Here is a 13797-nt window from a genome sequence, read left to right as displayed (position 1 = left end):
ATTGGTCACTGGCTTGCGAATGTCTCGTGACAGCGCCTGTCACCTCTTATATCCGGAGAGACATGGACAGCATCGCGACTGAGCAGAAGGCCGGGGTGGACGATCGTTTCGACACCGCGCGGATCACCGCCGCGGTTGATGCGCTTGCCGAAAAGCATCAGGGACGCGAGGACGCTTTCCGCACGGCGATGGCGCAACTGCTCAAGGCGGAACTCATCGCGGCACGCGCCGCCGCACAGGCGATCCTACTGAAGGACCGCCACGGCCGGCGCTGCGCCGAGCGGCTCTGCCACGTGCAGGACGAGATCATCCGCATCCTGTATTCGGCGGCGACCCGCCATCTCTACCGCTCGCCGATCCCGAGCGGCGCCGAGCGCATGGCGGTGGTGGCGACCGGCGGCTACGGCCGCGGCCTGATGGCGCCGGAATCGGACATCGATCTGCTCTTCATCCTGCCCTACAAGCAGACCGCCTGGGGCGAGCAGGTCGCCGAAGCGATCCTCTATTGCCTCTGGGACATGGGGCTGAAGGTCGGTCACGCCACGCGCTCGGTCGACGAATCGATCCGACAGGCGCGCGGCGATATGACGATCCGCACCGCGATTCTCGAGACGCGCTTCCTCACCGGCGACAAGCCGCTCTATGAGGAGCTGGTCGAGCGCTTCGACAAGGAAGTCGTGCAGGGCACCGCTTCTGAATTCGTCACCGCAAAGCTCGCCGAACGCGAGGAGCGACACCGCCGCGGCGGCCAGTCGCGCTATCTGGTCGAGCCCAACGTCAAGGACGGCAAGGGAGCCTTGCGCGACCTGCACACGCTGTTCTGGATCGCCAAGTACGTCTACCGCGTCCGCGATACGAATGAGCTGGTCGTGCGCGGCGTGTTCGACGCGCAGGAATATCGCACATTCCGCCGCTGCGCCGACTTCCTCTGGTCGGTCCGCTGCAATCTGCATTTCTACTGCAACCGCGCCGAAGAGCGCCTCTCCTTCGACCTCCAGCGCGAGATCGCGGTGCGGCTCGGCTACACCTCGCATCCCGGCATGCAGGACGTCGAGCGCTTCATGAAGCACTACTTCCTGGTCGCCAAGGAGGTCGGCAACCTCACCGCCATCCTCTGCGCCAAGCTCGAGGACCAGCAGGCCAAGCCCGCTCCGGTGCTGAGCCGGATGATGGCGCGCTTGCGACCGACCGCGGCGAAGCGGCGTGTCCCCGACAGCGACGACTTCATCGTCGACAACAACCGCATCAACGTCGCCGCGACCGACGTCTTCAAGCACGATCCGGTCAACCTGATTCGCATCTTCCGCCTCGCGCAGAAGAACAACCTCGCCTTCCACCCGGATGCGATGCGCGACGTGACGCGGTCGCTTGGCCTGATCAACGCGCAGCTCCGCGAGAATCCCGAGGCCAACCGGCTGTTCATGGAGATCCTGACCTCCGAAAACGCGGAGATCGTGCTGCGGCGGATGAACGAGACCGGCGTGCTCGGCCACTTTATCCGCGCTTTCGGCAAGATCGTCTCGATGATGCAGTTCAACATGTATCATCACTACACGGTCGACGAGCACTTGATCCGCTGCATCGGCTTCCTCCAGGACATCGAGCGCGGCGGCATCGAGGAGTTCGCGCTCGCCAGCGATCTCATGCGCAAGACCCGGCCCGAGCACCGCGCGGTGATCTACATCGCGACATTGCTGCACGACGTCGCCAAGGGGCGGCCCGAGGATCACTCGATCGCCGGCGCGAAGGTGGCCCGGCGGCTCTGCCCGCGGCTCGGCTTCAGCCCTGCCGACACCGAGCTCGTGGCGTGGCTGATCGAGGAGCATCTGACGATGTCCACGGTCGCGCAGTCGCGCGACCTCTCGGACCGCAAGACCATCGAGAATTTCGCCGCCGTGGTGCAGTCGGTCGAGCAGATGAAGCTCCTGACCATCCTGACCACGGCCGACATCCGCGGCGTCGGCCCGGGCGTGTGGAACGGCTGGAAGGCGCAGCTTTTGCGCTCTCTGTATTATGAGACCGAACCGGTGCTCACAGGCGGGTTCTCGGAGGTCGACCGAGGAAAGCGCCTTGCGGCCGCGCACGCCGAATTCCGCATGGCCTTTGCCGAATGGCCGAAGGACGAACTCGACGCCTATATCGGCCGGCACTATCCCGCCTACTGGCTCAAAGTCGAGCTGCCGCGCAAGATCCGCCACGCCCGCTTTGTCCGCTCCAGCGAGCAGGCGGGCCACAAGCTGGCGATCAATGTCGGCTTCGACGAGGTGCGCGGCGTCACCGAGCTGACGATCTTTGCCGCCGACCATCCCTGGCTGCTGTCGATCATCGCGGGCGCCTGTGCCTCGGCCGGCGCCAACATCGTCGACGCCCAGATCTACACCACGACCGACGGCCGCGCGCTCGACACGATCTCGATCTCCCGGGAATACGACCGCGACGAGGACGAGGGTCGGCGGGCCACGCGCATTGGCGAGATGATCGAGGACGTGCTGGAAGGCAAGCTGCGCCTGCCCGAAGCCGTGGCGCGGCGCACCGTGCGCAGCAAGGCGAAGCCCTTCGTGATCGAGCCGGAAGTGACCATCAACAATCAGTGGTCCGACCGTTACACCGTGATCGAGGTCTCCGGCCTCGACCGGCCCGGCCTGCTCTACGAGCTGACCACGTCCATCTCCAAGCTCAATCTCAACATCGCCTCGGCTCATGTCGCCACCTTCGGCGAGCGCGCGCGCGACGTGTTCTACGTCACCGACCTCCTGGGCGCACAGATCAACGCCCCGACGCGGCAAGCCGCAATCAAGAGCGCGCTGACCCATGTCATGGCCGGCGACAAGGCGGTGCAGCCGGCTGCGTGACTCTCGCCGTCATTCCGGGGCCATGCGCAGCATCGAAGTCAGGTGCGCACTTGCGCACCCGAGAATCTCGAGATTCCGGGTTCGCGCTTCGCGCGCCCCGGAACGACGACCGGGAGAGATTGGCGCGTTATTCCTTTCACGCCTCCACCCCCTCATGCCGCAGCAGCCAGCGCTTGCGCTCCAGGCCGCCGCCGTACTTCACCAGCGAGCCATCCGCGCCGATCAGGCGGTGACAGGGCAGCACCACGCTGATCGGGTTGGAGCCGTTGGCATGGCCGACCGCACGAACGGCCTTGGGCATGCCGATCCTTGCGGCGAGCGCGCCGTAGCTCAGCGTGGTACCCGCCGGGATTTGCGCAAGCGCGGTCCAGACCTTCCGTTGGAACGGCGTGCCGGCGATGCGCCACGCGATGGCCGAGAGCTGGCCGAGTTCGCCTTCGAAATAGCCCGACAACGCCGTCCGCATATCCGCAGGCGCAGGCTGATTTCTCAGATCCACGGCGCCGTAATGCAGGCGCAACAGCTCGCGCATGCGATGCTCGTAATCCTCCCAGTCGAGCGCGCGTAGCGCGCCGTCGACATCGGTCACGAGCAGCGCGATCCCGATCGGCGTCATCAGGCGATCGAGGCCGAAGCTTACGGACGGGTTGGTTGATCGAGCGGGCATCGCGGCACCAGGCAATCGAAACACACCCATCGCACTTGCCATGCCGGCCGTGCTAACGTCCACCCGAAAGCTGACGCTTTTGGGGGGAGCTCACCTTGATCCTGATCGCCAATGTGCTGGTGGCGCTGGTCGCGGCACTGCACGTCTTCTTCCTGATCCTGGAGATGTTTCTCTGGGACAGGCCGCTGGGCCTGAAGGTGTTTCGGAATTCGCCGGAGAAGGCCGAGATCACGAAAGTGCTGGCCGCCAATCAGGGCCTCTACAACGGCTTCCTCGCTGCCGGCCTGGTCTGGGGGCTTGCGCATGGTAACCCGACCTTAGCATTCCAGATCAAGGTGTTCTTCCTCCTCTGCGTGATCGTGGCCGGTGCTTATGGCGCGGCGACCGTCAGCACGCGGATTCTGATGGTGCAGGCGCTGCCGGCGGCAGTCGCGCTGGTTGCGTTGTTCCTGGCCTGAGACGCTACGGCGCAGCGCCGCCATCCTTGCGCAGCGGCAAACCTTCCTCCACAATCTTCGGCAGCGATGGCGACCGTTGCAATCAACGGAGAAAGACCGTCGGCCGATAATTCCGTCAGGAGGAACGACCCAACATGAACAATCGCAGAGCCTTCATAGCTGCCGCGGCGGCGCTCGCCGTCGCGGTCTCCACCAGCCAGGCCCTCGCCCAGAAGAAGTACGATACCGGCGCAACCGACACCGAGATCAAGATCGGCCAGACCGTGCCGTTCTCCGGCGCCTATTCCGTCTACGCCAATATCGGCAAGACCCAGGCCGCCTATTTCAAGATGATCAACGATCAGGGCGGCATCAACGGCCGCAAGATCAACCTGATCCAATATGACGACGCCTATTCGCCGCCGAAGACCGTCGAGCAAGTGCGCAAGCTCGTCGAAGGCGACGAAGTGCTGTTCACCTTTCAGCTGATCGGCACCGCGGCGAACGCGGCCGTGCAGAAGTACCTCAACGGCAAGAAGGTCCCGCAACTCCTTGCCTCGACCGGCGCCGCGCGCTTCAACGATCCGCAGAACTATCGCTGGACCATCGCCTACAATCCCAACTACGTGTCCGAGGGGCGAATCTACGCCAAGTACATTCTCAAGGAACATCCCAACGCCAAGATCGGCGTGCTCTACCAGAACGACGATATGGGCCGGGACTATCTGGCGGGCCTCAAGAGCGGCCTCGGCGACAAGGCCGCCAGCATGATCGTCGGCGAGGTCTCCTATGAAGTCACCGACCCGACCGTCGATTCGCAGGTGGTCAAGCTGAAGTCGATGGGGGTCGATCTGTTCTTTGACGCCTCGACGCCAAAATTCGCGGCGCAGGCGATCAAGAAGCTTGCCGATCTCGGCTGGACCCCGGTGCACATCCTCGACATCAACGCGAGCCCGGTGTCGGCAACGCTGAAGCCGGCCGGCCTCGATATCTCCAAGGGCATCATCTCGACCAATTACGGCAAGGATCCTGGCGATCCCCAGTGGAAGGACGATCCGGGCGTGAAGGCCTTCTTCGCCTTCATGGACAAGTATTTCCCGGAGGGCGACAAGCTCAACACCATCAACACCTATGCCTATTCGGTGGCCGAGCTGCTGGTGCAGGTCTTGAAGCAATGCGGCGACGATCTGACGCGCGAGAACGTCATGAAGCAGGTCGCCAACATCAAGGGCTACACGCCGAGCCTGGCGCTGCCCGGCATCAAGATCACCACCGGGCCGGACGACTATCGCGTCAACAAGCAGATGCAAATGATGAAGTTCAACGGCGAGCGCTGGGAGCTGTTCGGACCGATCATCGAGGACACGGGCCCGTCGGGTTAGGACGCAGCTGCCTCTGCGACGTCGTGCCCGGGCTTGTCCCGGGCATCCACGTTCTTGGGCCAAAGGGAAGCCGTGGATCGCCGAGTCAAGCCCGGCCATGACGATCGAGAGAGGCTTCCTGCTTGGCGTTCAGGTCGGTATCTCGCCGAAATTCTTCCCCACCGGTAGCACGGCGTGCCGGATCAGCCGCGAATCCTCCACCGCGGCCTGGCGGTGCTTCACCGCCTCGCGATAGAGAGGATCACGGATCATCTCGACGAAGGCAGCGACGCTGGGATATTCGGCGATGAAGCAATGATCCCAGCGCTCCTCCTGCGGGCCGATCAGCATCAGCTCGAATTTGCCCTGCCAGACGATGCGGCCGCCGAGACGTTCGAACACCGGGCCGCTCTCGCGGCCATAGGCCGCATAGGCCTCCGCGCCGCTCGCCTTGCGGCCATCGGGATACGCCGCCTTCTTCCGCAGGCGCACCAGATTGAGCATGTGGATCGGGCCCGGGCGGTCGTTCTCCCGGAATTGCGCGAAGATCTCCTTGGTCGGATCGATGTGGCCCATGCGAGTTCCCTCTTTATTTATACGGACTATCCTAGCCCCGGCGCCAAGCGCGCGGAACTGCGGCGCGCGAATGCCCCACCTCCTAATCACGCGTTAACGCCAGGGTAACCGGGCCTTAAACAGCGACCGCTAGCGTGCGGCGGGGCGGGCTGACCGGGCGTATTGCGTATGGCGTGGGGAAAGAAAAAGGGTGCGCGAAAGGAGCCGCTGTTCGGCTTGCCCGCGGCGCTCGCCGACCTGCGCCTGACCGCTGCGGACCGCATTCCCGGCGGCGACGACAAGCCGAAGAAGCCTGCGAAGGCATCCGCCAAGCGCAAGAGCGAGGATGCCGGCGACGAGCCGCCCCGCGAACGGAAGGCACCTGGCAGCCGCAGCGGCGCCAAGCGCCGCTCGAAGTCGCGCGGCGGCTTCAGTCTCGGCCGCCTCGTCTATTGGGGCGCGGTGCTGAGCCTGTGGGCCGGCATCGCCGTGATCGCCGTCGTGGTCTATGTCGGCGCCCATCTGCCTCCGATTCAATCGCTGGAGATTCCCAAGCGGCCGCCGACGATCCAGATCGTCGCCATGGACGGCAGCATGCTGGCGCAGCGTGGCGAGATGGCCGGCGCCAACGTGTCGCTGAAGGATCTCCCGCCGTACTTGCCGAAGGCGTTCATCGCCATCGAGGACCGCCGCTTCTATTCGCATTTCGGCATCGATCCGATCGGCATCCTGCGCGCCCTCGTCACCAACGTGCTCCATCGCGGCGTATCGCAGGGCGGCTCGACCTTGACGCAGCAGCTCGCCAAGAACCTGTTCCTGACCCAGGAGCGCACCATGCAGCGCAAGCTGCAGGAGGCGGAGCTCGCGATCTGGCTGGAGCGGAAGCACTCCAAGGATGAAATCCTGGAGCTCTATCTCAATCGCGTCTATTTCGGCTCCGGCGCCTACGGCGTCGAAGCCGCCGCGCAGAAATATTTCGGCAAGTCGGCGAAGAACGTCACCATTGCCGAAGCCGCGATGCTGGCCGGCCTCGTCAAGTCGCCGTCGCGCCTTGCGCCGAACCGCAATCCGGAAGGCGCGGAAGCGCGCGCGCAGATCGTGCTGGCGGCGATGGCGGATGCAAACTTCATCACTGATGCGCAGGCCAAGGCCTCGATCGGCCATCCCTCCTACAACGTGAAGCCGGCCGGCGCCGGCACGGTCAACTACGTCGCGGACTGGATCGGCGAGGTGCTGGACGATCTGGTCGGCCAGATCGACGAGAGCATCAAGGTCGAGACCACGATCGATCCGAAGCTGCAGAGCGTGGCGGAAGCCGCGATCATCGACGAGCTCGCGGCCAAGAGCGTGAAGTTCAATGTCAGCCAGGGAGCGCTGGTGGCGATGACGCCCGACGGCGCCGTGCGCGCCATGGTCGGCGGGCGGAACTATTCCGACAGCCAGTACAACCGGGCTGTGACCGCCAAGCGGCAGCCGGGCTCCTCGTTCAAGCCGTTCGTGTACCTCACCGCGCTCGAGCAGGGGCTGACGCCCGATACGATGCGCCAGGACGCGCCCATCGAGGTGAAGGGCTGGAGGCCCGAGAACTACACCCACGAATATTTCGGCGCGGTGACGCTGACGCAGGCGCTGGCGATGTCGCTCAACACGGTCGCGATCCGCCTCGGCCTCGAGGTCGGGCCGAAGAACGTGGTGCGCACTGCGCACCGGCTCGGCATCTCCTCCAAGCTCGAGCCCAATGCCTCGATCGCGCTCGGCACCTCCGAGGTCTCCGTGGTCGAGCTGGTCGGCGCCTATGCGCCCTTCGCCAATGGCGGCCTCGCGGTGGCGCCGCATGTCGTGACGCGGATCAGGACGCTCGGCGGCAAGCTGCTCTACATGCGCCAGCCTGAGGAGCGCAACCAGGTCATCGAGCCCCGCTATGTCGGCATGATGAACGCGATGATGCGAGAGACGCTGATATCGGGCACCGCCAAGAAGGCCGAAATTCCCGGCTGGCCGGCCGCCGGCAAGACCGGCACCAGCCAGGATTATCGCGACGCCTGGTTCATCGGCTACACCGCCAATCTCGTCACCGGCGTCTGGCTCGGCAACGACGACAACTCGCCGACCAAGAAGGCGACCGGCGGCGGCCTGCCGGTGGAGGTCTGGACGCGCTTCATGAAGGCGGCGCACGAGGGCGTGCCGGTCGCGAACTTGCCGAACGCGCAAGCGACCTGGGGCCTGTCGAACCTCGCGCAGGCGGCCTCGCAGGTGTCGCCGCCGACAGCGGCAGCACCAGGACCGGCAGCAGCCAACAATGGCGGCTACCGCCCGCCGCCGCCCACGCGCACCAATGTGCGGCCGGAAGCGGCGGCAGGGCTCGATGGCTGGCTGATGGACCGGCTGTTTGGCGGAAACCGATAGGCTCTGCCCAAGGTTTCGATGACCTCGAAACAAGAGCTGCGAAAACAACCCCATGCACAGTAGCCGAGCATAACGAAATCAACGGCTTGCGCAGGCAGCGCGGAGCCTGAAGCGCGCGCTTCACCACTTCGGCAATTCCTGCCCAGCGCGGCAAGATCGACCGCGACCCACGCATGGCCGAAGGGAAAAACACCAATCACTTCAAGCACCCGTCTTCGGCCCGGGATTTGCTCTCATAGGTTGAGCAGGGACCTGGGAGCGTTCGATGATTTCAAATGTATCCGGTGCGGCGTTGCCTCATCTGCGGCCCGCATCAACATCCGCTTCTAACGCGACATCGGGTCTTGAGCCGGTAGCTCCCGAAACAACCGACGCTGCTGCCAGCGGCTTCCGCATCGACCTCTCGCAGGTTAAGCCGCTCTCGGGCGCCAAGGTGATATCGGCCGCGGATCATCCCGTCCTGCGCGACCTGATGGCAACGCACTGGCTGATCGCCCACGACACGAATGCACCGCAATCGGTCGTCGCGGACAACGCGCCTCAGAACGTTTATGCCCAGGTGAAAGTCGACGGCAAGGTGGTGGCCACGTTGTACAATGGCGGGTCCTCGGCGATGACCAACCAGGCCGCGGCGAAGGTCGGCAAGCTCGAGGATCCTCCCGGCTTGAGCGGGCCGGACCTGGCGCAATGGCGGGCCGGCAGATACGCCGAGCTGCTTGGCGGCACCGTCGAGAAGGCCTCCACGGCCATCACGCAATCGCAATGGACGCCGCGCGAGAGCAGGCCCACGACATATAGTCGCGAGCAACTCGACGCGGCGTTCCAGGCGATGCTGGCGGAGGGGCAGACGGCTGGCGCGCAGCAGCAATCAGCCTATCTGGCCTCACGCGCGCAGCCGGGGACGAGTGCGGATTTCAGTGCCTGAGGGCGATTTGAAGCCGTCCCGCTCTCTGCTGTCACTTACCGCGAAAGCGGGGGCATCCAGTGCACCACCGCCCCCGGCTCAACAACCGTCTCTGGAATACTGGGTCGTCCGGTCAAGCCGGACGACGACAGCGAGTGTCAGGCGGGTCGTGAGAGCCTAATCCTCGACACCATACCGGTGCAGATCATTGCCGTACGTATCGAGCCACTTCTTGGCGCGCTCCATCGACGGACAGATCTTGCCGCAGACGCGCCAGAACCGCGCCGAGTGGTTCATCTCGACGAGATGAGCGACCTCGTGGGCGGCGAGATAGTCGAGCACGAAGGGTGGCGCGAGGATCAGGCGCCAGGAGAACGACAGCGAGCCGGCCGAGGTGCAGGATCCCCAGCGGCTGGACTGATCACGGATCGAGAGCCGTTTGACGCGGACGCCAAGCTCGGCGGCGTAGGCCTCTGCCGAGCGCTGAAGATCGCGGCGGGCTTGGCGCTTGAGAAAGTCGCTGACGCGGCGGTCGACATGCTCGAGGCCGCCGGCGACGCAGAGAATGCGTTCACCGCTATCGCGCATCTCGGTCCACACCGTGCCGCGCTGGCCGGCGCGATGAACGATGCGATGGGGCGTGCCGCGCAGCGGTATCACCGTGCCCGGCTGAAACGGTGCGGCCTTCGGCAGGCGGCCGAGGCGTGCAGCGATCCACGCACCGTGACGCTGCGCGAAATCCTTAGCATCGGCGAGCGTGCCGCGCGGCGGCATGGTGAGGATGGCTTCGCGGTCGCTCGGATGAATTCTGAGCGTGTAACGCCTCGCGCGTCTGTGCCGGCGCAGCCGAATCGCAAAAAATTGCGATCCGTGGGTGATGACGAGGGTCTTTGGTTCGTGGGGCCGACGATAGAGGAGTGCGCGAGTGGCCATGTCTGTCAGTCCGGGGAGCAGGAGTTCGCCCGGATTCTGCCATAACCGCCGCCAGGGAAAGCGCTCGGCGCAAAAACAAATCATTTGCCCAATATACAGCGGTCAGGCGCCGGGGAGACCCTACAGACTGGGGTTGGAACCCGCTTTTTTCGCCCCCGCTGGATGCATGCGACACCCCCAAGGGGTGAGGGCAGACTCACTCCTATAAAGCTACCTAAATACCGCGAATCTGGTGGGAACTTAGCCCGCCGAAAAGGTCCGGTGGGCCCGAAATTTCGACGGGAAAGCCGAAATTCGGCTGTTCACAGGCGAGATCCGGGCCTTCATGGTTCGAGACGCGCGTTCCGCGCTCCTTACCATGAGGAGCAGCTCTATTCGGCCGCGAGAGCCTGTAACGAGCTCGGATTCGCGGCCGAAACCATGAAGTCGTGAATCCGTGGCACGATCTCCGACTTGAAACGCGATCCGTTGAACACGCCGTAATGTCCGACGCCCTTCTGGACGTAATGAACGCGGCGGTGATCGGGGATCGAGCTGCACAAGCCGTGCGTTGCTTCCGTCTGACCGAGGCCGGAGATGTCGTCGTTCTCGCCTTCGACCGTCATCAACGCGACGCGCTTGACCTTGGAGGGGTCGACGCGGGTTCCGCGATGGATCATCTCGCCCTTCGGCAGCGAGTGCTTCACGAACACGGTGTCGACGGTCTGCAGGTAATACTCGGCCGAGAGATCCATGACCGCGAGATATTCGTCATAGAAGTCGCGATGCTTGTCGACGAGATCGCCGTCACCCTTCACCAGATTGGCAAACAGCTGCTTGTGCGCATCCATGTGCCGATCGAGATTCATGCTGATGAAGCCGTTGAGCTGCAGGAATCCAGGATAGACGTCGCGCATCATGCCCGGATGCGGGAACGGCACCTTGGTGATGACGTGGTTGCGGAACCAGTCGATACCGCGCTCCTGGGCGAGGTTGTTCACCGCGGTCGGATTGCGGCGGGTGTCGATCGGGCCGCCCATCAGCGTCATCGAGGTCGGCACGAACGGATCGCGCCGCGCCTCCATGACCGAGACGGCTGCGACAACGGGCACGGAGGGCTGGCACACCGCCATGACGTGGGTGTTGCCGCCGAGGACGTGCAGCATCTCGATGACATAGTCGATGTAGTCGTCGAGATCGAAGCGTCCTTCGCTCAAGGGGACCATGCGGGCATCGGCCCAATCGGTGATGTAGACCTCATGCGCCGGCAGGAAAGCCTCGACGGTGCCGCGCAGAAGCGTCGCATAATGGCCGGACATCGGGGCCACGATCAGCACGCGCGGCTGCGGGCTGCGCAACGGGCGGGTGAACTTGCGATCGAAATAGAGCAGCCTGCAGAACGGCTTTTCCCAGACCGAGCGGATCTCGACGGGGACGCGGATGCCGTTGACCTCGGTGTCGTCGAGACCCCATTCCGGCTTGCCGTAGCGGCGCGTGGTGCGCTCGAACAATTCGCAGGCCGCGGCAACCGACTTGCCGACCTCGGTGCGCGCCCAGGGGTTGAGGGGATTCTGAAACAGCAGCTTGGTCGCGTCGGTGACCGCACGTGCCGGATTGAGAGAGGCATGAGCCATCTCGTACATCCAGTACATCGGCGTCGTCAGGACCGGACTGCCTTCTGCCGCCAGCGGCGGCGCGCCGCCGAACTCACCAATGGGCATCGCTATATTCCTCTTCGCATCGCAACATACTGCCGAATGCGTAATATTGCGTCAATGCATGGTTCCGTACATCTACGTAGCCAAAACGGCTAAACCAGCCTGAATCCACGGGAAAGTGACGTTATTCGCCGCCGGACAGCAGTGAGCCGTGCTTCCTCGCGCTGCGCAAAAGGGCAAGGAATGCCCAAAAAGATGCAACCAGAAGCACGGCGTTGATGGCGAACGCCTGCAGCATCAGATCGGTCCTGAAGGTGTGCTCGATCAGGAGCGCGCGCATTCCCTCGAAGGCGTAGGTCGGCGGCAATGCCCAGGCGACGTATTGCAGCCAGCCGGGCAGCACACTGACGGGGTAATACACGCAGGCCAGCGGCAGGATCGCGAACATCAACGTCCAGACGATGCTCTCGGCGCCAAGGCCGTTTCGCAGCACCAGACCAGAGACGAAGATGCCGACCGACCAGCTCGTGAAGATCAGATTGCAGAAGAAGGCGATCAGCGGCAGGCCGAGGGCATAGACGTTGAAATGAAAGAGGAACAGCGCGAGCAACGTCATCGGGATGACGCCGATCGCGAGCCGGATCAGGCTCATGACCATCAACGACAGCAGAAACTCGATCGGCTTGAGCGGGCTCATCATGAGGTTGCCGAGGTTGCGCGCCCACATCTCTTCCAGGAACGAGATGGAGAAGCCGAGCTGTCCCCGGAACAGGATGTCCCAGAGGATGACGGCGCCGATCAGCGTGCCGCCGGCACGCGCGAAGAAATTGGCGTTCTCGGCGATGTAGAGCTGGAGAAAGCCCCAGGTGATGACCTGCAGCGCCGGCCAGTACAAGAGCTCGAGCAGCCGCGGCCAGGACGACAGCAACAGATACCAGTAGCGCAGGATCATCGCGCCGATGCGGTGGAGCGAGATGCCGCCGTGGAGGGAGAGCTCGGTCACGGCGCGCTCCCGCAAACCGATTGAAATGCCGCGCGCGGTCTATCCAAGACGTCATTGCGAGGAGCCCTTGCGACGAAGCAATCCAGAGTCCCTCCGCAGAAAGACTCTGGATTGCTTCGCTTCGCTCGCAATGACGAAAGGAGCACCCGCTGCCCACTCATCGCACCGCCTCCTGCGCGCCATTCACCCGGCCGCGCGCGACGTCCAGAAACACCTCCTCGAGAGTGGTGCGGTTGTAGCGGGCCATGATCGCTTCCGGCGTATCGTCGTCCTCGATGCGGCCGCGCTTCATGATGATGACGCGGTCGCAGAGCCGTTCGACCTCGAGCATGTTGTGCGAGGCCAGCAGGATGGTGGCGTTGTTGTCCCGGCGGTAGCGCTCCAGATGCGCGCGCACCCAGTCGGCGGTATCCGGGTCGAGCGAGGCGGTCGGCTCGTCCAGGAGCAGCAGCTCGGGCTGGTTGATCAGCGCCTTCGCCAGCGCGACGCGGGTCTTCTGTCCGGCCGAGAGCTTGCCGTTGGCGCGGTCGATGAAATCGGCGAGGTCGAGATCCTCGGCGAGCTTCGCGATGCGGTCAGAGAGATTCTTCACCGCATAGAGCTTGCCGAACACGGTGAGGTTCTGCCGCACCGTCAGCCGCATCGGCATGTCGACATAGGGGCTCTCGAAATTCATCCGCCCCAGCACGGCCGCGCTCTCCTCGGGCACGCGATGCCCCAGCACCTGCACGCGGCCGGAGGTCGGCAGCACCAGGCCCATGATCATCGCGATGGTCGTGGTCTTGCCGGCGCCGTTGCCGCCCAGAAGGCCGGTGATGCTGCCGCGCGGAAGCGAAAAGGAGATATCGTCGACGGCGCGGGTCTGCTTGTAGACCTTGACGAGGTGATCGACCGCGATCGCCGCGGACGAGCTGCGATCCGCGACAGTCGGCCGACTTGAAGCCTTGTCATTCTCGGTCATGCTGGCCGTTCTTCTGCTATTGCAGCCGATAGCGCAAGGCTTGTAATTCCTGCGTGGTTCCGCGAGCCCAGCGATTGTGAT

At 64.2% G+C, this 13797-nt stretch carries 11 protein-coding genes; 5 read left to right on the top strand and 6 right to left on the bottom strand.

Annotation, left to right across the window (positions count from 1 at the left end):
- Positions 1-62: 62 nt before the first annotated feature.
- Positions 63-2852, top strand: coding sequence for a [protein-PII] uridylyltransferase (locus tag EHH60_RS14960; RefSeq protein ID WP_124160226.1), 2790 nt, complete (start codon positions 63-65; stop codon positions 2850-2852).
- 136 nt (positions 2853-2988) lie between these two features.
- Here the strand turns inward: EHH60_RS14960 and EHH60_RS14955 are convergent, their stop codons facing one another.
- A complete protein-coding gene (locus tag EHH60_RS14955; protein WP_124160225.1) occupies positions 2989-3519 on the bottom strand; it encodes a methylated-DNA--[protein]-cysteine S-methyltransferase in 531 nt (176 codons plus the stop codon).
- A 101-nt stretch (positions 3520-3620) separates the two neighbouring features.
- Here EHH60_RS14955 and EHH60_RS14950 point away from each other — a divergent pair, with 101 nt between their 5' ends.
- Both EHH60_RS14950 and EHH60_RS14945 read left to right on the top strand, forming a co-directional pair.
- Positions 3621-3977 carry a DUF1304 domain-containing protein gene (locus tag EHH60_RS14950; RefSeq protein ID WP_199751492.1) on the top strand — a complete coding sequence of 119 codons (357 nt, stop codon included), beginning with the start codon at positions 3621-3623 and terminating at the stop codon, positions 3975-3977.
- A 134-nt stretch (positions 3978-4111) separates the two neighbouring features.
- Positions 4112-5338, top strand: coding sequence for an ABC transporter substrate-binding protein (locus EHH60_RS14945; RefSeq protein WP_124160224.1), 1227 nt, complete (start codon positions 4112-4114; stop codon positions 5336-5338).
- Between the two features lie 129 nt (positions 5339-5467).
- Here EHH60_RS14945 and EHH60_RS14940 read toward each other — a convergent pair whose 3' ends face one another.
- Positions 5468-5893 (bottom strand): DUF1330 domain-containing protein, encoded by a 426-nt coding sequence (locus tag EHH60_RS14940; RefSeq protein WP_124160223.1) that lies wholly within the window; start codon positions 5891-5893, stop codon positions 5468-5470.
- A gap of 168 nt (positions 5894-6061) precedes the next feature.
- Here EHH60_RS14940 and EHH60_RS14935 point away from each other — a divergent pair, with 168 nt between their 5' ends.
- Positions 6062-8278 (top strand): transglycosylase domain-containing protein, encoded by a 2217-nt coding sequence (locus tag EHH60_RS14935; protein WP_124160222.1) that lies wholly within the window; start codon positions 6062-6064, stop codon positions 8276-8278.
- Positions 8279-8543: 265 nt separating this feature from the next.
- Positions 8544-9203 carry a hypothetical protein gene (locus tag EHH60_RS14930; RefSeq protein WP_124160221.1) on the top strand — a complete coding sequence of 220 codons (660 nt, stop codon included), beginning with the start codon at positions 8544-8546 and terminating at the stop codon, positions 9201-9203.
- Between the two features lie 156 nt (positions 9204-9359).
- Here the strand turns inward: EHH60_RS14930 and EHH60_RS14925 are convergent, their stop codons facing one another.
- The 4 genes from EHH60_RS14925 to EHH60_RS14910 form a co-directional block, all read right to left on the bottom strand.
- Positions 9360-10199 (bottom strand): M48 family metallopeptidase, encoded by an 840-nt coding sequence (locus EHH60_RS14925; protein ID WP_124160220.1) that lies wholly within the window; start codon positions 10197-10199, stop codon positions 9360-9362.
- 287 nt (positions 10200-10486) lie between these two features.
- Positions 10487-11815 (bottom strand): polyhydroxyalkanoate depolymerase, encoded by a 1329-nt coding sequence (locus EHH60_RS14920; protein WP_124160219.1) that lies wholly within the window; start codon positions 11813-11815, stop codon positions 10487-10489.
- A 121-nt stretch (positions 11816-11936) separates the two neighbouring features.
- Positions 11937-12755: an ABC transporter permease gene (locus tag EHH60_RS14915; protein ID WP_124160218.1), complete on the bottom strand. Its 819-nt coding sequence runs from the start codon at positions 12753-12755 to the stop codon at positions 11937-11939.
- Between the two features lie 157 nt (positions 12756-12912).
- A complete protein-coding gene (locus EHH60_RS14910; RefSeq protein WP_124160217.1) occupies positions 12913-13716 on the bottom strand; it encodes an ABC transporter ATP-binding protein in 804 nt (267 codons plus the stop codon).
- Positions 13717-13797 lie beyond the last annotated feature (81 nt).

The organism is Bradyrhizobium sp. RP6, from assembly GCF_003837805.1.
Lineage (GTDB): Bacteria > Pseudomonadota > Alphaproteobacteria > Rhizobiales > Xanthobacteraceae > Bradyrhizobium.
The sequence above is the reverse complement of the archived record's forward strand: the minus strand, read 5'-3'. Positions and strand labels throughout refer to the sequence as shown.